General features: G+C 72.4%; 17 protein-coding genes and 3 pseudogenes. 13 read left to right on the top strand and 7 right to left on the bottom strand.

The window, feature by feature from the left end; genetic code table 11:
- Positions 1-74 precede the first annotated feature (74 nt).
- Positions 75-998 carry a hypothetical protein gene (locus AC4OXY_RS42865; protein WP_356034050.1) on the bottom strand — a complete coding sequence of 308 codons (924 nt, stop codon included), beginning with the start codon at positions 996-998 and terminating at the stop codon, positions 75-77.
- A 630-nt stretch (positions 999-1,628) separates the two neighbouring features.
- On the opposite strand from AC4OXY_RS42865, the gene AC4OXY_RS42860 reads away from it, so the two are divergent.
- The 4 genes and pseudogenes from AC4OXY_RS42860 (at position 1,629) to AC4OXY_RS42845 (ending at position 3,719) form a co-directional block, all read left to right on the top strand.
- Positions 1,629-2,069: a hypothetical protein gene (locus AC4OXY_RS42860; RefSeq protein WP_491994825.1), complete on the top strand. Its 441-nt coding sequence runs from the start codon at positions 1,629-1,631 to the stop codon at positions 2,067-2,069.
- Positions 1,994-2,218: pseudogene (locus AC4OXY_RS42855) on the top strand (cytochrome P450); the annotation flags it as partial. The gene AC4OXY_RS42860 and the pseudogene AC4OXY_RS42855, both read left to right, overlap by 76 nt.
- A 139-nt stretch (positions 2,219-2,357) precedes the next feature.
- A pseudogene (locus tag AC4OXY_RS42850) lies at positions 2,358-2,579 on the top strand (cytochrome P450); the annotation flags it as partial.
- A gap of 150 nt (positions 2,580-2,729) precedes the next feature.
- On the top strand, positions 2,730-3,719 hold the full coding sequence (locus tag AC4OXY_RS42845) for an aldo/keto reductase (protein WP_491992411.1): 990 nt from the start codon (positions 2,730-2,732) through the stop codon (positions 3,717-3,719).
- A gap of 46 nt (positions 3,720-3,765) precedes the next feature.
- Here AC4OXY_RS42845 and AC4OXY_RS42840 read toward each other — a convergent pair whose 3' ends face one another.
- The 3 genes from AC4OXY_RS42840 to AC4OXY_RS42830 form a co-directional block, all read right to left on the bottom strand.
- Complete coding sequence (locus tag AC4OXY_RS42840; protein ID WP_362823007.1) at positions 3,766-5,169, bottom strand: MFS transporter; 1,404 nt, start codon at positions 5,167-5,169, stop codon at positions 3,766-3,768.
- A gap of 48 nt (positions 5,170-5,217) precedes the next feature.
- Positions 5,218-6,696, bottom strand: coding sequence for an NAD-dependent succinate-semialdehyde dehydrogenase (locus AC4OXY_RS42835; RefSeq protein WP_491992410.1), 1,479 nt, complete (start codon positions 6,694-6,696; stop codon positions 5,218-5,220).
- Between the two features lie 129 nt (positions 6,697-6,825).
- On the bottom strand, positions 6,826-7,614 hold the full coding sequence (locus tag AC4OXY_RS42830) for an IclR family transcriptional regulator (RefSeq protein WP_491992409.1): 789 nt from the start codon (positions 7,612-7,614) through the stop codon (positions 6,826-6,828).
- Positions 7,615-7,850: 236 nt separating this feature from the next.
- Here AC4OXY_RS42830 and fae point away from each other — a divergent pair, with 236 nt between their 5' ends.
- From fae to AC4OXY_RS42800, 6 genes are all read left to right on the top strand, one after another.
- Positions 7,851-8,414 (top strand): formaldehyde-activating enzyme, encoded by a 564-nt coding sequence (gene fae / locus AC4OXY_RS42825; RefSeq protein ID WP_491992408.1) that lies wholly within the window; start codon positions 7,851-7,853, stop codon positions 8,412-8,414.
- Complete coding sequence (locus tag AC4OXY_RS42820; RefSeq protein WP_356034038.1) at positions 8,411-9,523, top strand: mandelate racemase/muconate lactonizing enzyme family protein; 1,113 nt, start codon at positions 8,411-8,413, stop codon at positions 9,521-9,523. Before fae ends, AC4OXY_RS42820 begins: the two co-directional genes overlap by 4 nt.
- Positions 9,520-11,040 (top strand): aldehyde dehydrogenase, encoded by a 1,521-nt coding sequence (locus tag AC4OXY_RS42815; protein ID WP_491992407.1) that lies wholly within the window; start codon positions 9,520-9,522, stop codon positions 11,038-11,040. Before AC4OXY_RS42820 ends, AC4OXY_RS42815 begins: the two co-directional genes overlap by 4 nt.
- A gap of 80 nt (positions 11,041-11,120) precedes the next feature.
- On the top strand, positions 11,121-12,056 hold the full coding sequence (locus AC4OXY_RS42810) for an NAD(P)-dependent oxidoreductase (RefSeq protein WP_491992406.1): 936 nt from the start codon (positions 11,121-11,123) through the stop codon (positions 12,054-12,056).
- A 30-nt stretch (positions 12,057-12,086) separates the two neighbouring features.
- Positions 12,087-13,244, top strand: a complete 1,158-nt coding sequence (locus tag AC4OXY_RS42805) for an iron-containing alcohol dehydrogenase family protein (RefSeq protein WP_402063729.1) — start codon at positions 12,087-12,089, stop codon at positions 13,242-13,244.
- A 53-nt stretch (positions 13,245-13,297) separates the two neighbouring features.
- The gene (locus AC4OXY_RS42800) at positions 13,298-14,449 is read left to right on the top strand and encodes a PP2C family protein-serine/threonine phosphatase (protein ID WP_362823000.1); all 1,152 of its coding nucleotides are present in this window, start codon (positions 13,298-13,300) and stop codon (positions 14,447-14,449) included.
- 60 nt (positions 14,450-14,509) lie between these two features.
- On the opposite strand, the gene AC4OXY_RS42795 is transcribed toward AC4OXY_RS42800, so the two are convergent.
- Positions 14,510-15,022: a hypothetical protein gene (locus AC4OXY_RS42795; protein WP_362822999.1), complete on the bottom strand. Its 513-nt coding sequence runs from the start codon at positions 15,020-15,022 to the stop codon at positions 14,510-14,512.
- Positions 15,023-15,078: 56 nt separating this feature from the next.
- The gene (locus AC4OXY_RS42790) at positions 15,079-15,267 is read right to left on the bottom strand and encodes a hypothetical protein (RefSeq protein WP_491992405.1); all 189 of its coding nucleotides are present in this window, start codon (positions 15,265-15,267) and stop codon (positions 15,079-15,081) included.
- 308 nt (positions 15,268-15,575) lie between these two features.
- Here AC4OXY_RS42790 and AC4OXY_RS42785 point away from each other — a divergent pair, with 308 nt between their 5' ends.
- Both AC4OXY_RS42785 and AC4OXY_RS42780 read left to right on the top strand, forming a co-directional pair.
- On the top strand, positions 15,576-16,373 hold the full coding sequence (locus tag AC4OXY_RS42785) for an SAM-dependent methyltransferase (protein ID WP_362822997.1): 798 nt from the start codon (positions 15,576-15,578) through the stop codon (positions 16,371-16,373).
- A 22-nt stretch (positions 16,374-16,395) separates the two neighbouring features.
- Positions 16,396-16,758, top strand: a pseudogene (locus AC4OXY_RS42780) (GNAT family N-acetyltransferase); the annotation flags it as partial.
- A 155-nt stretch (positions 16,759-16,913) separates the two neighbouring features.
- On the opposite strand, the gene AC4OXY_RS42775 reads toward AC4OXY_RS42780, so the two are convergent.
- Positions 16,914-17,372 (bottom strand): flavodoxin family protein, encoded by a 459-nt coding sequence (locus AC4OXY_RS42775; protein WP_356034022.1) that lies wholly within the window; start codon positions 17,370-17,372, stop codon positions 16,914-16,916.
- A gap of 121 nt (positions 17,373-17,493) precedes the next feature.
- On the opposite strand from AC4OXY_RS42775, the gene AC4OXY_RS42770 reads away from it, so the two are divergent.
- A complete protein-coding gene (locus tag AC4OXY_RS42770) occupies positions 17,494-18,210 on the top strand; it encodes a lipoprotein (RefSeq protein ID WP_491992404.1) in 717 nt (238 codons plus the stop codon).
- Positions 18,211-18,241 lie beyond the last annotated feature (31 nt).

Genomic DNA, 18,241 nt, shown 5'->3' with positions numbered 1-18,241 from the left:
GTTCCCACCGGCACGGACGTGCGAAAACCATCACACCACCGGGGTGGCCGACGCCACAGTCGGGCGCCGGCCGGTCAGCGTTCCGCGGAGGTCATCGCGGCGTCCCCGCGCCGGTCGGCCCGCGCCGGCGCGGGCACCGTCCGGGACTGCGCGGGAGCGGGGGGTGCGGGGGCGGAGGGTGCGGAAGGTGCAGAGGGCGCGGAGGCGGGCGGCGTGGCGGCCGGCGCCGTCGGGGCGGTCACCGGGGCTCGACGGCCCGTCGGGAACAGGGAGCGCACCCGTGCCCGCAGCCACGCGCGGCGGCCGTGCAGCAGGCCGAGGACGAGCGCCGAGCCCACCGCGATCACATGCTCGCGGCCCGCCAGGTTGGGGATGGCGATGGACTCGACGACCATCGAGCCGCCCGTCAGTGTGAACACCACCGGCGCCCGCTTGATCACCGCGAGATAGGTGAACAGGCCGACGACGGCGGCGGAGGGTCCGGTGTCGAGCACGTGGGCCGCCGCGGGCGGCAGCCCGAGACCGCCCCAGCCGGGGCCCATCGCGATCATCAGGCGGGCGGTGAGCGTGCCGGCCAGCGTGGTGATGTAGGAGATCGCCAGGGTCCGGGCCCGGCCCAGGGTCAGCTCGGCCCAGGCGAAGGCGAGGAACAACTGGGTGATGCCGGCCCACACCGGCAGGTCGAGCGCCGGCACGTACAGCGACACGGGGGTGCGCAGTAACGACAGCCACAGCGGCAGGTCGGCCTTGACGCCGCCGAGCCGGGTCACCCAGAGCCGGCCGAGGGGGTGCTGGGCGATGCCCTGGAAGAAGATGACGCCGAAGGCGGCGACGAAGGCCAGCAGCAGTCCGGACAGCCCGCGGCGCGCGAGGCGCTGCACCGGCTCGACGACGATCGCGTGCCACTCGCCGCGCAGCGTGCGCCCGGCGAACCGCGCGAGCCGGGCGATCAGGGAGCGGCAGGTCTCGACGCGCCCCTGCGTCGTCTCAGTCGTCATGAGACACGGCAGCCCGTCGCCTTCTGCTCCCCGGTCATGCGCATCGCCCCCTTCGCCACGCTTCCGGCATACGAACCATGGCTGGCGTTTTTCCAACATCTCCGCTTTTCAGGCGCCATCGTATAGATGTGCGGTTCTCGCCCGGTCGGCCTACCCCCTCCGTGCGGGTCACGCCGTGCATGCCCGGTCCCTCCCCCGGTGTGGGCCTCTGTGGTGGTGAGGCCCGGTCGGTGACAGTTCAGCGATCCGGGAGGCGGTCGTCAAGATCCGTTGCGGATGCCCGGGGGTATGAAAAGACCCACAGGTCACAGGCGCGGAAATCCGGCCCGCCGAGGCAACCCGAGGGGCCCCGTTTCCGTCCTCCTGTGCAGGCTCCCCTGCACCCGCACCGGCGCGCCGCCCCGGCACTCCGCGCCGCTCGCACGGGTCCGGATCGCCCGGTTCGTCCACTTGCGTCCAACGCGCGACTCTGACCGCCCACTTCATGGATCGAATGCGGAACCTTCCACTTCCGATTACGAACTCTCGTACACTGACCGCCAGTTCACCACCCTGCGTCACGTCTCACCACCCGATTGTTTCCGTTCTCCTCCACCTGCCCGCCCCTGCCGCGAGGACCGGACCGGAACGATGACCCCGCCCACGCATGCCGGCGACCGACCCTCTCTCCGCACCTTCTTCTCCGTCCTCGCCGCGACCGGCGCCCTGTCGGCGCTCGTGGTCCGTGCGGCGGTGGCGGCGGAGCCGGACCCGGTGCGCACCCCGCTGGCCTGGGGTGCGGGCACGGCGGCGGCCGTGCTGGGCGCGGCGGTCGCCACGGCCGCGCACAGCCTGCGCGCCGCGCTCGGTCTGCGGCACCGGCTGGACTCCGTGACCCAGGATCTCGGCTGGCTCCTGCACCAGCAGGCCCGCACCAGCGACGAGACCCGCCAGGAGCACCAGCGGCTCATCGACGAACTCGCCCGGCAGGGCGCCGAGTTCACCGAGACGTTCGAGGCCGAGCGGCGCACTTCTCCTTCGGCCACGGCGAGCACCGCTGTCCGTTCCCCGCGCAGGAGACCGCCGAGGTGATCGCCCGGACCGGCGTCGAGGTCGTACTGGACCGGCTGCCGGACATCGACCTGGCGGTGCCCGCCGAGTCCCTCACCCGCCGCCCCTCGCCGTGGCTGCGGGGCCTGACCGAACGGCCGGTCCGGTTCACCCCCGTACCGGCCCTGTGATCCCGGCCGCGGCCGCACTCCTCTCGCCCTGCCCCGCCACCCCCGCCCTGGCAGGCACGTCACGATGACGACCGGTACCGAAGCATCCCGGATCACCCTGGACGCCGAGAGCGCGGCGCTGCGGGCGGCCGGTCCGCTCGCCGCCGTCGAACTGCCGGTCGGCGACCGGGTGATCCCGGCCGGGAACGCGCTGATCGTGTCGTACGGGGCGATCGGCCGCGACGAGCGGGCGCACGGCCCGAGTGCCGGGGAGTTCGACGTCACCCGGGAGACGAGAAACCGGCACATCTCCTTCGGCCACGGCCCGCACGTGTGCCCGGGCGCCGCCCTGTCCGGGCTGGAGGCGGGCGTGGCGCTGCCGGTGCGGCTGGATTCCTGACCCGGAGCGGAGCGTTGCTTGACTTGGAGAGCGCTCCAACTCGTAGCGTCGCAGACGTACGGCGCACCAGGGCACACGCCCGCGTGCCGTACGGGACGACGACCGCGTGTACGGGAAAGGCTGGGACATCACATGCAGAAGCGCAGTCTGCGGGACCTCCAGGTATCGGCCATCGGCCTCGGATGCATGGGCATGTCCGCCTTCTACGGCTCCGCCGACCAGGACGAGGGCGTCCTGACCATCCGGCGCGCCCTCGAACTCGGCATCGACTTCCTCGACACCGCGCAGCTCTACGGCCCGCTCACCAACGAGTCGCTGGTCGGCGAGGCGATCCGGGGACACCGGGACGAGTACGTGCTCGCGACGAAGTTCAACTACCGGATGGACAACGCCGTACCGGGAGACATGAGCACGATCGGCCCGCAGGACGGTTCCGCCGCGCACGTGCGCGCGTCGGTCCACGGCTCGCTGCAGCGGCTGGGCACCGACCGCATCGACCTGTACTACCAGCACCGCGTCGACCCGAACGTGCCGATCGAGGAGACGGTGGGCGCGCTGAAGGAGCTGGTCGAGGAGGGCAAGGTGCGCTGCATCGGGCTGAGCGAGGCGAGCGCGGAGACCATCCGGCGCGCGAACGCCGTGCACCCGATCACCGCCGTGCAGAGCGAGTACTCGCTGTGGACGCGGGACGTGGAGGCCGAGGTGCTGTCGGCCTGCCGGGAGCTGGGCATCGGCTTCGTGCCGTACTCCCCGCTCGGCCGCGGCTTCCTCGCCGGCCGCTTCAGCTCGCCGGACGAGCTGAACGCGAACGACTTCCGGCGCAACAACCCGCGTTTCACGGACACCAACCTCGACGCGAACCAGCGCCTCGCGGCGAAGGTCAAGGAGATCGCAGCCGAGAAGGACGTCACCCCGGCGCAGCTGGCCATCGCCTGGGTGCTGGCCCAGGGCGAGGACGTGGTGCCGATCCCGGGCACGAAGCGGCGCACCTACCTGGAGCAGAACGCGGGTGCGGTCGGCGTCGAGCTGACCAAGGAGGACCTGGCCCGCATCGACGCCGAGCTGCCGCCGGTGTCGGGTGAGCGGTACGACGAGGCGGGGATGCGGTCGGTCAACCGGTAGGCGCCGCCGGGTCAACTGCCGTCCGGCGCCCATGAGTTCGCCGCGGCTAGTCGCGCCCGCGCGGCGGCAGCCGCACATCGGGCGCGGCACCGCGTCCCTTCGGGGCGCGGGCCGCCTCCGCCAGGTCGAGGTCCGTCGTCTCCGGGGCCAGGACATGGGAGACCAGGCCGCCCAGGGCCAGGACCACCGCGCCCACCAGCAGGACGAAGCGGGCGCCGAAGCGGTCGAGGCCCATCGGGAGGAGGAAGGTGCCGATGGCCGCACCGACCCGGCTCATGGCGCTGGCGAAGCCGACGCCGGTGGAGCGCAGGGAGGTCGGGAAGACCTCCAGCGGGTAGACGGCGGTCAGCGCGCTGGAGGCGGCGTTGAGGAAGATGAAGAAGAGGAAGCCGCCGACGATGACCGGCGTGGACGTCGGCCACACCGCGACCGTGGCGAGCGCGGCGGCGGTGATCCAGAACGGCGGGATCAGCAGCCTGCGCCGGCCGATGCGGTCCACCACCAGGCAGCCGACGGTGACGCCGGCGACCGCGGTGAAGGAGTAGACGAGCAGCGCGGCAACGGCGTTGTCGCCCATGTTGAGGGCGTCGAAGACCTGGGTCCAGAAGGTGCCGATGGCGAAGTACGGCAGCACCAGCGCGGCCCAGAACACGCTCGCGAAGACCGTGCTGCGCAGGTGTCGGCGGCTGAACAGGGCGCGCAGGCCCTGCTGTTGGGGTTCGGCCGTCTCCGCCAGTTCGGCGGTGACGTCGATGTCCATGCCGTAGCGCGCGATGAGTCGCTCGGCCTCCTCGCGGCGGCCCCTGCTGAGCAGCCAGCGCGCCGACTCGGGGATGCCGCCGCGCAGCGCCACGCACACCAGGGCGATGACCGCGCTGCTGGCCAGTGTGTAACGCCAGCCGCCGTGCACGCCCTGGAACGCGGCGCCGACGACGGTGGCGAGCGCGTAGCCGACGTACCAGCTGATCTCCAGGCTGGCCAGCAGCCGGCCGCGGCCCTTGGTGGGCGCGTACTCGGACAGCAGCGGGGCGCCGATGGCGTACTCGCCGCCGATGGCGATGCCCATCACCAGCCGGATGAGGAAGAGCTGGAGGCCGTCGGTGACGAAGAACTGGAGCACCGAGCCGATCAGGAAGATCAGCATGTCGACGAGGAACACCGGGCGTCTGCCGTAGCGGTCGGCGAGCCGGCCGAACAGGGGACCGCCGACGAAGATGCCGATGAGCGGGGAGGCGCCGACCAGGCCCTCCATCACGGTGGAGAGATGCAGATCGGTGGTGAGGGCGCCCATCGCCATGCCGATGCCGCCGATGATGTAGCCGTCGATGCCCTCGCCGATCTGGGTGGCGAGCTTGAGCTTGGTGTGCAGGCGGCGGCGTTCGCGCAGCAGGTCCGGGGACGGGACGTCAGGTGTGTCGAACTGGTGTTCAGTCGTTGGTGTCGTTGCCATGAGCGGTCCTTGCTCCAGGGGGACGGAGTCCAGCGGGACGGAGAGGGATCAGTCGGTGGGCCAGTCCAGCGCGATGTACTGCGTCTCCAGGAACGCCTCGATGCCCTCGCGGCCGCCTTCGCGGCCGAGGCCGGACTGCTTGACGCCGCCGAAGGGCGCGGCCGGGTCGGACAGCAGGCCCCGGTTGAGGCCGACCATGCCCGCCTCCAGGCGCTCGGCCAGCCGCAGGGCCCGGGCGACGTCGCGGGAGTAGACGTAGGCGGCGAGGCCGTGGACGGTGGCGTTGGCCCGGGCCACGACCTCGTCCTCGTCGGTGAAGGTGGTGAGCGGGGCGACCGGCCCGAAGACCTCCTCGTGGAGGATGCGGGCGTCGTCGGGGACGTCGGTGAGGACGGTCGCGGGGTGGTAGAAGCCAGGGCCGCGCGAGACGGTGCCCTGGGCGGCGATCCGGGCGCCGCGGTCGAGGGCGTCGTCGACGAGGGAGCGGACCTTGTCGACGGCGGCGCGGTTGATCAGCGGGCCGAGGGTGACGCCCTCCTCCCCGCCCGGTCCGGTGCGTACGGCGGCCATGGCGGCGCCGAACTTCGCCGTGAACTCCGCGGCGACGGCCTCGTGGACGTAGAACCGGTTGGCGGCGATGCAGACCTCGCCGCCGCCGCGCATCTTGGCGTCCATCGCCCCGCGCACGGCCGCGTCGACGTCGGCGTCCGCGCACACGACGAAGGGCGCGTTGCCGCCGAGTTCCATGGTCACGTTGACGACGTGCGCGGCGGCCTGGCCCAGCAGGACCTTGCCGGTGGCGGTGGAGCCGGTGAACGAGAACTTGCGGACCCGTTCGTCGCCGAGCCAGGCGGAGACGACCTCGGGGGCGCGGTCGGTGGGCAGCACGTTCAGCAGGCCGTCGGGGAGTCCGGCCCGGGCCAGCAGGGCGGCGACCGCGAGCGCGGTGAGCGGGGTCTCGGGGGCCGGCTTGAGCAGGACCGGGCAGCCTGCGGCGAGGGCCGGGGCGATCTTGCGGGTGGCCATGGCGGCCGGGAAGTTCCACGGGGTGACGAACGCGGTGACGCCGACCGGGTGCCGGCGTACGACGTGGCGGAAGCCGCCGCCGGGCGCGTCGGCGAAGGAGGAGCCGATGCGGACGGCCTCCTCGGCGAACCAGCGGAAGAACTCGGCCGCGTAGCCGACCTCGGCGAGCGCGTCCCGGCGGGCCTTGCCGTTCTCCCGGACGATCAGGTCGGCGAGCGCGTCGCGGTGTCCGGTCATCAGCCGGAAGGTGTCGTACAGGATCTCCGAGCGGCGCCGGGCCGGGGTGGCCCGCCAGCCGGCCGCGGCCTGTTCGGCGGCGGCGAGAGCGGCGCGGGCGTCCTGTGCACCGGCGTCGGACACCCAGCGCACCGGCTCTCCGGTGGCCGGGTCGTAGACGGGGTACGTCCTGCCGTCGGCGGCCGGGAGCCAGCGGCCGCCGAGGAACACATCACCGTCGGCGAGCGGGGCCACCGCGAGGGTGTCGATGCCGGCGAGGTTCATGAGCTGCTCTTTTCCTCCGTCCCGGACGGGGTTCCGTCCGATGCGCGGTGAATTTACGAGCGCGTCACACGGCGGACAAGGCCACTCAGCCGGATCGCAATCGGGGTTGCTGTGAGGGCAACTCGCCGATCACACGGGCATGTTCCGGCCGGGCGGTGCGGAACGCGGCTCCCAGCCGAGCAGCACGGACACCCGCGCCGCCGCCCGCGCGGTGGTCCGTCCGGCCTCGTCGAGCCGCTCGCCGAGGCGGGACGCGGGCGCCGAGATGTTGAGCGCGGCGACGACCCGGCCGCGGAAGTCCCGCACCGGCGCGGACACTCCGACCAGGCCTTCCTCGAACTCCTCGCTGACCCGGGCGTATCCGCGCCGTCGGGCCTCCTGGATCAGCGACCACAGCTCGGGCACGGGCATCTCGCTCGCGGTGCCGAAGCGGACGTACAGCTCGTCCGGGGTGGCGTCGGCCAGCAGCACCCGGCCGGCGGAGAGCCGCCAGGCGGCCACGCCGCGGCCCTCCCAGCCGTGCACGCGGAAGGAGTGGCCGGAGACGGACAGCAGGGTGAGCACCTCGCGGTCGCTGAGGACGCACAGATGACTGGTCTCCTCCAGGTCCGCCGACAGGGCATGCATGACCGGTTCGGCGACGCGCACCAGACGGCTCTCGGAGGTGCGGGCGACCAGCGAGAACAGCCGCCAGCCGAGGCGGTACTCCAGGGTGTCCGGGTCCCGTTCGACGATCCCCTCGGCGGCCAGCGCCTTCAGGGCGCGGGAGATCTGGGACTTCTCGCGGCCGACGAGCTGGGCGAGGCGGATCACGCCGAGGCCTCCGGCGTGCTGTGCCTCGTCGGAGGCGAGGGCCTCCAGCAGATCGATGTCCCGGCGCAGGCCGTGCCCGCGCACCGCGGAGGGGGTGTCCGTCACGGCGTCATCCTAGGCACGCCGAACCCGGAGAGAACCACCAGGTCAGGGACGCAGTTGTCAGGACAGCAACCGGCATTTCGATTCCCGGGACCGTCTTGCCGACGGCAGGTGACGGACCTAGATTCACCGCATCGGGCCGGAGGGACTTGCCCTGAATGCGAGGTTCATCCTTCTCCGGCCGTCATCGCGTCCTGGTTCGCCCGTCGAACCCCGCCACCGAAGGTCCTGGAGTCTCGATGCCTTCCCCGGATTCATCCGCCGCGACGCACTCCTTCGCCGCGACCGCGCTGATCGGCGAGTCGTTCACCGGCGACGGCGTGAACGCCGCGCACACCAACGTCGTGATCGGCCGCAAGGGCGGCCCGGTCGAGACGGCGTGGGCGACCGCGCTGGCCACGCCGAGCGCCGGGCATGTGCCGTTCCTGGCCGTCGTACGGCCCTCGGTCCCGGTCAAGCCGGCGACGCTGTTCGTCACCAAGGCCGCTGCCGTGGGCGAGTTGCACGAGCGGGCCACCTGGGGCAGCGCCCAGGCGGGCCTGGCACAGGGTGTGCTGGACGCCGTCACCGAGGGCCTGCTCCTGGCCGAGGAGGCCGAAGAGCTGCTGGTCATCGCGGCGGTCTGGGTCAACCCCGGTGTGGACGACCTCGACGTCTGCTTCCGCAACCAGCGCGCGGCGGGGTACGGCGCCGTCCGGGCCGCCGTGACGGGCGCGCCCTCGATGGCCGACGTGCTGGAAGCGGCGAAGGAGGGTCCGGCGAACCCGTTCTACACGCCGTCCGCGGAGGTGCTCGCCCGATGAAGATCACCGACATCACGCTCGACCGGCTGCGGCTGGAGCTGGACCCGCCGTTCCGCGCGGCCTGGGACCCGGTGCCGCGCGGCCACTTCGACGCCACGATCGTGCGTGTGCACACCGACGAGGGGATCACCGGCATCGGCTCCGGCGACCTCATGGACGGCTTCGACACCTACAGGCACCTGTTCGTCGGCGAGGACCCGCTCGCCATCACCCGGCATGTACGGGCCATCGAGACGGCCAGCTTCCACGGCGCCCCCTACTGGCCGCTGGAGGCCGCGCTGTGGGACATCATCGGGAAGGTGCACGGCCGCCCGGTCGCCGAACTCTTCGGCAACGCCGCGAAGAAGCTGCCCGCGTACGCCTCGTCCGGTGAGCTGAAGTCCCCCGAGGAGCGGGTCGCGACCGCGCTGAAGGTGCGCGAGGCCGGGTTCCGGGCGCTGAAGATCCGCATCGACCGGGACCGGGTCGACGAGGGCGTCGCCGCGGTCCGGGCCGTACGCGAGGAACTCGGCGACGGCTTCGACATCATGGTCGACCTCAACCAGTCCTGGCGGATGGCGGGTGACACCGCGAACGCCTCCGACCTCGCCAAGACCCGCAGGATCATCGCCCGGCTCGCCGAACTGGACGTGTTCTGGGTGGAGGAGCCGCTGCCGTACGCCGACCTGGACGGGTTCAAGCGGCTGCGTGCCGAGAACCCGGGGGTGCGCATCGCGGCCGGGGAGATGCACCACTCGGTGCCCGAGCTGCTGCGCTGTCTGGAGGAGGACGCCCTCGACGTCTACCAGATGGACGTCGTCCTCGCGATCGGCATGCACCGCGCCCGCACGCTCGCCGAGCTGGCCCTGCTGAAAAACCGTCAGTTCACCCCGCACAGCTGGACGAACGGCATCGGGGTGCTCGCCAACCTGCAGGTGTCGGCGGGTGTGGGCGGCGGCCCGTACTTCGAGTTCCCCTACGACCCGCCCGGCTGGACTCCCGAGCGCCGCGACTTCATGCTCGCCGAGCCGCTGCGCGTGGACGCCGACGGCTGTCTCGAAGTGCCGGACCGGCCGGGGCTGGGCGTGCAGCTGGACGAGGACGCGATCGACCGGTGGAGGGTGAAGTGACCTACACCATCGAGGAGTTGCTGGCGCGCTCCTACGACGAGTGGCTGGCCGCGGCCGACAAACTCGTCTTCGAGACCCGGCCGTTCATCGACGGCGCGTTCACGGTCGCCACCTCCGACGACTGCTTCCCGACGGTCTCGCCACGCGACGGCAGGCTGCTGACCCGGGTGCGGGCCGCCTCCGCCGAGGACGTCGACCGTGCCGTACGGTCCGCGCGGGCCGCGTTCGAGGACGGCCGCTGGCGCGACCTCGCGCCCAAGGAGCGCAAGCGGGTCCTGCTGCGCTGGGCGGAGCTGATCCTCGCGAACGCCGAGGAGCTGGCGCTGCTCGACACGCTGGAGATGGGCAAGCCGATCACCGAGTCGCTGCGGGTGGACGTGGCGAAGGCGGCCGAGACGATCGCCTGGTACGCGGAGACGATCGACAAGACCTACGACGAGGTCGCCCCGACCCCCGGGAACGCGCTCGCGCTGGTCACCCGGGAGCCGCTCGGCGTCATCGGCGCCGTCGTGCCCTGGAACTACGCGCTGCTGATCGCCAGTTGGAAGCTGGGCCCGGCGCTCGCCACCGGCAACAGCGTGGTGCTGAAGCCCGCCGAGCAGACCTCGCTCGCCGCGCTGCGGCTGGCCGCGCTCGCCGCCGAGGCGGGCCTGCCGGAGGGCGTGTTCAACGTGGTCCCGGGGCGCGGCGAGGTCGCCGGGCAGGCGCTCGGGCGGCATCCGGACGTCGACAAGATCGCCTTCACCGGCTCGGCGCGGGTGGCGCGGCTGTTCCAGGTGTACGCGGGCGAGTCCAACGGCAAGCAGGTCGCCGTGGAGGCGGGCGGCAAGTCGCCCCAACTCGTCCTGCCGGACGCCGACATCGAGGCCGCCGCCTCCGCCGTGGCCTGGGGAATCTTCTACAACGCGGGCCAGACCTGCAACGCGGGCTCCCGAGTCGTCGTGCACAGCTCCGTGAAGGACCGACTCCTCACGGCCGTATGCCGGATCACCAGGGAGACCTTCCGCGTCGGCGACCCGCTCGACCCGGCCACGGTGCTGGGGCCGATCGTGGACGAGACACAACTGGCCACGGTCCGGGACTACATCGCGCGCGGGGTCCAGGACGGGGCGAGCGTGCTGCTGGGTGGCGAGCGGGTACTCACCGAGACCGGCGGCAGCTTTCTGGAACCCACGATCCTCGACGGCGTGGCGAACACCTCCGTGGTCGGCCAGGAGGAGATCTTCGGACCGGTGCTCGCGGTGGTGTCCTACGACGGTGACGTGCGCGAGGGCGTACGGCTCGCGAACCAGAGCGACTTCGGGCTCGTCGCCTCCGTGTGGACCCGGGACGTGACCGTGGCCCACCGCACCGCGCGGCGGCTGCGGGCCGGCACCGTGTGGATCAACACCTTCGACGCCAGCGACGTCATCACCCCGTTCGGCGGCTTCAAGGCGACCGGCGCGGGCCGCGACAAGTCCCTGCACGCGCTGGACGCGTACACGGCGCTCAAGACGACCTGGATCGACCTCGCCTGAACCGACCGGGCGAACCAACCCTTTTCCCCTCCCCTCTCTCCCTCTCCCCTTCATTCTTCTCTTCTCAGCGAGGACAACTGATGAGGATCGGTTTCATCGGCCTGGGCAACATGGGACGCCACATGGCCCGCCATCTGATCCACGCGGGGCATCTGGTCACCGTGCACGACAGCAGGCCGGAGGCCGCCGTCGAGCATCTCGCGCTGGGCGCGCGCTGGGCGGACTCCCCCGCCGAGTGCGCCCGGGGCGCCGAGTTCCTGATCACCATGCTGCCCGACCCGCGCGTCGTGGAGGAGGTGCTGCTGCGCGGCGGGGCCGCCGGGGCGCTGCCCGAGGACGCGCTGTGGATCGACATGTCGACCTCCACTCCGGCCGCCGCCGCACGGGTCGCGGCCGAAGCGCTCGACGCCCGGCGCATACGCCGGCTGGACGCGCCGGTCAGCGGGATGGCGCGGGGCGCGGAGGCGGGCACGCTCCAGATCTTCGTGGGCGGCGCCGACGACGACTTCCGGATCGCGCTGCCGGTCTTCGAGGCGCTGGGCGATCCCGACCGCGTGCTGCACGTCGGCCCGGTGGGCGCCGGCTACACCGTCAAGCTCATGATCAACCTGTTGTGGTTCAGCAACCTGGTCGCCACCAGCGAGGTGCTCGCGATGGGCGTCCGGGCGGGCGTCGACCTCGGTGTGCTGCGCAACTCGCTGCTCGCCTCCCCGGCGGCCTCGCACTTCCTGGAGCACGACATCATGTGCGTGCTCGCCGACGGCGACTACGACGACTCCTTCGCGATGGCGCTGGCCTGCAAGGACCTCGGACTCGCCGTCGACCTCGGCCGTGATGTGGGGGTCTCGACGGAACTGTCGGCGCTGGTCGAGCAGATCTACCGCCGTTCCAAGGCCCACCACGGCACGTCGGCGGGCGAGATGAGTCCGATCCGGCTCTACGAGGCGCTGGCGGGGCGGGAGTTCAGGCTGCCGTCGCCGGCCGCCGCCCTCGACGCCACCACTCTCACGGTCTGACGCCACCGAGTCCCTGCGAGGAGCCGCACCATGACCGACCCTCTCACCGCCTTGAGCCTCGACGCCGTCTGCCGGGTCGAGTTCGGCCCCGGCCGGATCGAGCTGCTGCCCGAACTGATCGCGGCCACCGGTCACCACCGGGCGTTCGTCGTCACCGACCCGGGACTGCGCACGGCGGGCGTCGCCGGGCGCGTCCTGAAGATCCTCAGCGCGGCGGGAGTGGAGCACGCCGTGTACGACGAGGTGGCGCCCAACCCGTCGACCGGGAACGTCGACGCGGGCGCCGCCCGGGCCCGGGTCTTCGGTCCCGCGGTGGTCGTCGCGCTCGGCGGCGGCTCGGTGCTGGACGCGGCGAAGGGGATCTCCCTGCTGGTGGGCAATCCGGACGCGGCCGCCGCCGATGCCGACCGGCTGTGGGAGGCGGCCGACGGGCTGCCGCTGATCGCCGTACCGACGACGTCGGGGACGGGCGCCGAGACCAACGGGTTCGGCGTCATCGAGGACACGGCGGCCTGCCGCAAGGTGTACCTGGGCCACCCCTCCGTCAAGCCGCGTGTCGCCCTCCTGGACCCGGAGCTGACGCTCGGCCTGCCCCCGGCGGCGACGGCCGCGACCGGCATCGACGCGCTCGTGCACGGCATCGAGTCGCTGGCCTCGCGCGGCGCGAACGCGTTCTCCACGGCATACGCCGCCCAGGCCGTGGCCATGATCGGCCACGCCCTGCCCCTCGCCCACCGGGACGGCTCGGACCTTCAGGCGCGGGCCGAGCTGATGATGGGCGCGCATCTCGCGGGCCAGGCCCTGACCCTGTCGGGACTCGGCCTGGTCCACGGCATCGGGCACGCGCTGACCGCGCATACCGGCACCCCGCACGGAGTCGCGCTCGCCGCCGTACTGGAGGAGGTCATGGAGTTCAGCACGCCCCGGGCGCGGGAGCCGTACGAGCGGGCGGCCCGGGCGCTGGGCGTGGCACCGCCGGCCGACGGCGACTGGGCGCGGGCGGCCGTGACCGCGGTGCGGGAGCTGTCCGGCGCCCTCGACGTCAAGCGCCCGCTGCGCGCGCTCGGCGCGGACCGCTCGCTGCTGCCGTCGATCGCGGCGGGCGCGGTCGCGGACGCGGTGACGAAGAACGCGCCCCGGCTGCCCGAGGAGCGGGAGGTCCTGGAGCTCCTCACCGGGGTGTACTGACCCGTCGGGGAGCCTGACGTGCGGCGGGTCCGGCCCGGGAGCACGCTGGAGGCATGAGACCCCCGTTCGGGACGGGGGGTTCGCGGCATCCCTGGCTGTCGTCGCACGCGCTGCTGCTGCTCCCGGTCCTGCTCATCGTGGTGATCACGGTGGTGGACCTGCAGACCCCCACCAACGTGCACCTCGGCCCGGCACTGGTGATCGCCCCCGCGCTCACGCCCTCCTTCGCCGGCCCCCGCACCACGGCGGCGATCGGGGCGCTGGCCCTGGCGGCCCAGATCCTCATCGGCGTCGCCCACGGCGGCATCACCACCACGAACCACGTCGTGCAGATCATCACGCTCGCGGTGCTGTCGGTGATGGTGGTGGTCTACAGCGTCGTGCGGGAGCGCCGGCAGGCCCAGCTGGCGCAGGTCCGCTCGGTCGCCGAGGCCGCGCAGCACGTGCTGATGTGGCCGCTGCCCGAGCAGATCGGCCCGCTGCGGATCGCCTCGCTGTACCTGGCCGCGGAGGACGAGGCGCAGATCGGCGGCGACCTGTACGCGGTGACCCAGTACGAGGGCGGGGTACGGGTGATGATCGGCGACGTGCGGGGCAAGGGGCTGGCCGCGATCGGCGAGGCCGCCCTGCTGCTCGGCTCGTTCCGGGAGAGCGCGCACCGGCACATCCCGCTGCCCGAACTGGCCGGGCTGCTGGACCAGAGCATCACCCGCTATGCGGCGGATCTGGAGCCGTTGGAGGAGGCGGGCGAGCGGTTCGCGACCGCGCTGCTGGTGGAGATACCGGACCGGGATCCCCTCACCCGGATGACCAGCTGCGGTCATCCCCCGCCGCTGCTGCTGAGCCCCGGCAGCGCGGTCACCGTGCCGAGCCTGCACCCCTCGCCGCCGCTCGGCGTGCACGGCGGCGCGGAGCACACGCTGGACGTGTTCTCCTTCGAACCGGGCGACACCCTGCTGCTCTACACCGACGGCGTCGTGGAGGCCAGGGACGTCCGCGGCCTGTTCTATCCGCTGACCGAGCGGGCGGCACACTGGACCGAGGACAGCCCCGAGGCGCTGATGCACCATGTGCGCCGCGATCTGCTCACGCACGTGGGCGGCCGGCTGGACGACGACGCCGCGCTCATCGCCCTGCACCGCACGGTGGTCGAACGGCGTCGGCACCATGGCCGGGCAGGCGACGACGCCTACCGGCACGGCTGACGGTATGAAGGGCGCGCGCCCCGCCCCGAGTGGGGCGGAGCGGGATCGCACGCCCTGGCTTCAGCGGACCGGCTTGAGGTCCGTGATCTTCAGGGTCCTCAGGTCGGACTGGACGTCGATCCGGGTGACCTGCGGGTGCTTGGCGTCGCTCCAGGTGAGCGTGACACGGCTGGTGGCGTGGCCCGCGCCGGAACCGGTGTAGGCCACGTTCCACTTCACGGGCACGCTCTGCGCGAACAGGATCCCGTCGGCGTGCTCCTTCTTCTCGAAGGCGGCCACCTTCTTCTGGGCGGCGGCGGACAGGTAGAAGCGGCGCAGGGCGTCGGCGGCCGGGCCGGCGGACCTGTCGTCAGTGGCCCAGACGGCGTCGATGTAGGCGCCGTAGAAGTCGGCGACGTGCTGGGTGACGTTGCGCGGGTCGCCCTGGGCCGAGGACACGGCGGCGGCCCGGGTGGTGTGGCTCGCGCCGGTACCGGCGAGGGCGGGCGTCACGGCGGCCAGGGTGAGTCCGCCGGTCAGGGCCACGGCGGTGAGCAGGATCTTACGGCTGTGCGTGCGGCTGCGAACGGACATGTGTCTCATTCCCCCGGTTAAGGAACGACCAGGCTGATCCCGGCCTTCGACGGACCTTAAGACCGCAATTCCCTCGCGGTGGTTCCGTCGTTCGAGACCTTTTTCCCGGAGTGCGGACGGTTCTCGACGCACCGGTTCTCGACGAGTTCGCTGTCCTCTCGGGGGATGCCGTCGGGGACGCCCTCGCGCAGGATCTCCACGTCCGTGCCGCCGTCGGCCGCGGTGGGCTTCGTCGTCTTGGTCATGGTGGCGCACGGCGTCGTCGTAGCTGAGAGAGACCCGGAAGGTGCCGCCCTCCCGGGCGTCCGCACCCGCCGGGAGATCCGTGTGGCGTACATGCGCCCACGCTACCGGTCCGCCCCCTCCGCCGGTCACGGTTTACGCGCGACGGCGCCGGCGAGCTGACCCGGGCCGCGGGTCAACCGACGTGCCCCGGCGTTCCGTTGGCGGAGACCGTCCCCGAATGCCCCTTTGAAGTACGGCAGTTCACACGCCACGATAGATTCACAGGCACCACGAGGCACCCACCCCCCGATCTTCACGGAGAGCCGACGTGACAGACACCGGATTCAGCCCGGAGCGGATCGACACCGGCAGGCCGCACCCCGCCCGGATATACGACTGGTTCCTGGACGGCAAGGACCACTACCCCGTCGACGCCGAGGCCGCGGGCGCGGTGCTGGAGGTCTTCCCCGGTGTGAAGGACACGGCCTGGGCCAACCGCGAGTTCATGCACCGCGCCGCCCGTCACGTCGCCCGCCAGGGCGTCGACCAGTTCCTGGACGTGGGCACGGGGATCCCCACCGAGCCGAATCTGCACCAGGTCGTGCAGGCGGTCGAGCCGCGTGCGCGGGTGGTGTACGCGGACAACGACCCGATCGTGCTGCGGCACGCCGAGGCCCTGCTCCAGGGCACCCCGGAGGGGCGAACGGCCTATCTGCACGCCGACGTCCGCGAGCCGGAGCGGATCGTGGAGTACGCCCGCGAGCACCTGGACCTGAGCCGGCCCGTGGGCCTGTCGCTGATCGCGCTGCTGCCGTTCGTCCCCGACGAGCAGGATCCGTACGGTGTCGTCCGGACCCTGCTGGATCCGCTGCCGGCCGGCAGTCATCTGATGCTGTCCCACGTCAGCGCCGCGTTCGATCCGGAGGTCTGGGCGCGGATCGAGGCCGTCTACCGCTCCGGCGGCGCGACGGTCCGGGCGCGCTCGCACGCCGAGGTGACACGGTTCTTCGACGGTCTGGAGCTGTGCGAGCCCGGCGTCGTCGCGGCCAGCGACTGGCATCCCGGGCCGGAGACACGGGTGCGCGAGGTGCAGCCGGTGTTCGTGGGAGTGGCGCGCAAGCCCTGACGGTCACGGACGGCCGCGCCGGATGCCCGGTACGGACATGTGCCGCGACATTCCGCCCGGAGGGAGTGCCCATGACCGACGCGCCGCCCTCGCCCGAGGAACTGACGCTCCAGCCTCTCGGTTTCAAGCATCTGTCTGCGCCTGTCTGGTGATGCTGGACGGGGACCGGGTGGCCGGGTTCGTGCTGGGCTCGCCGGCGTTCGAACAGCGGGCCGACTGGGGCTACCTGGAGGGGATCGCGGTCGACCCGGCCTTCCAGGGGTGCGGGGTGGCCTCCCGGCTGGTGAAGGAGTGCTGCGCTCGGCAGGCCGCGGCCGCAGCGCTGTGCGTGGTCACGGACGTGGAGGGGCGCAACACCGCCACCGCCGCGCTGATGCGCCGCAACGACTTCACGGAGGAGGCCGCCGTCAGCCTCTTCGTGCGGGCGGGGCACGTTGGTGACGACGTCCAGGTCCGGGTCGAGGGTGTCCAGGTCGGCCGGGGGCGGGATCAGCCGGTGGCGCAGGGTGAGCACTGTGCGGACTCCCCCGCTCCGCGACGTCACGCGTCGGGCATCAGCCCGGCCGCGACGGTGGCTCCGAGCTCCCAGCACGCCTGGGTGTCGGCCTTGGCGGGCTCGCCGGTGACGGTCACCGGCTCGGCCGCGCGGCGCCAGCCGAGGCCGGTGGTGACCGCCTCGACAGCACGGACGGCGCCGGTGACGTCGTTGCCGCCGTGCACGTAGTAGCCGAAGGGCCGGCCCCGGGTCTCGTCCAGGCAGGGGTAGTAGATCTGGTCGAAGAAATGCTTGAGCGCACCGGACATGTAGCCGAGGTTCGCGGGTGTGCCGAGCAGATACCCGTCGGCTTCCAGCACGTCGGAGGCGGTGGCGGCGAGAGCCGCGCGCCGGACGACGCGAACGCCCTCGATCTCCGGTGTCGTCGCGCCGGAGAGGACGGCCTCGAACAGCGTCTGGCAGTTGGGCGACGGCGTGTGATGGACGATCAGCAAGGTAGGCACACCCCGCACCCTAGTGAGCGGACCACCGGGTCGGCCGGGGCGGACCCGCGAGGCATCGTGCGGTCGGTGCCGTCCGTGTCCTCGGTTACAGTTGCGCCCCTGTCCAGGAGGGGAGACAACAATGCAGGTCAGAGTGGGGTCCGTGGGCGGCAGAGCGGTCGTGGCGGTGGCGCTCGCGGCGGTGCTCGGCGGATGCGCGGAGTCGGCGGACGCCGACGGGAAGAAGGCGTCGGGCGCGTCGGCGTCCGCGAAGGGCGCGGGGCACACGGGGAGCGGAGCGACCACGGGGACGGCGTCGGCGAGCGGCGGCACGATCGGCGCGGCCGGTTCGGACTGCCCGCTGCCGGTCCGTTTCGACATCGCCCGGCACTGGAAGGCCAAGTCGATCGACGCCGAGGCGGAGCTGTCGAAGGCGTCGAAGGGGTCCGGCGGCGATCCGGCCGGAGCGCTCGCCGACAGCTTCCTGCGCCAGGGACCGGTCACCGCGGCCTGCGAGATCGACGCCAAACCGGCCGGCCACATCGGCTTCCTGCGCGTGTGGACCGGCAGGCACGGCAACGCCGACGCGGGCACGGTGCTCCGGCAGTTCGTCGCCGCGGAGGAGAACACCAGCAAGGCGACGTACCGCACGGTCAGGACGGGCGGCGGCCTGTCCGGCGTGGAGGTGGAGTACCTCTACACCAGCAAGCTCCTGGAGGAGACCAAGAAGGAGACCGCCCTCGCGGTGAGCACGCCCGACGGGCCGGTCGTCCTGCACCTCGGCGGCATGGACACCGAGGAGCACGAGGCGATGCGTCCGGCGTACGAACTGGCCAAGCAGACGCTCACGTCGGCCTGAGCACCACCGGGTTCGTGTCCCGGCCGCGGCC

The organism is Streptomyces sp. HUAS MG56 (assembly GCF_058673395.1).
This window is presented reverse-complemented; position numbering and strand designations above follow the sequence as displayed.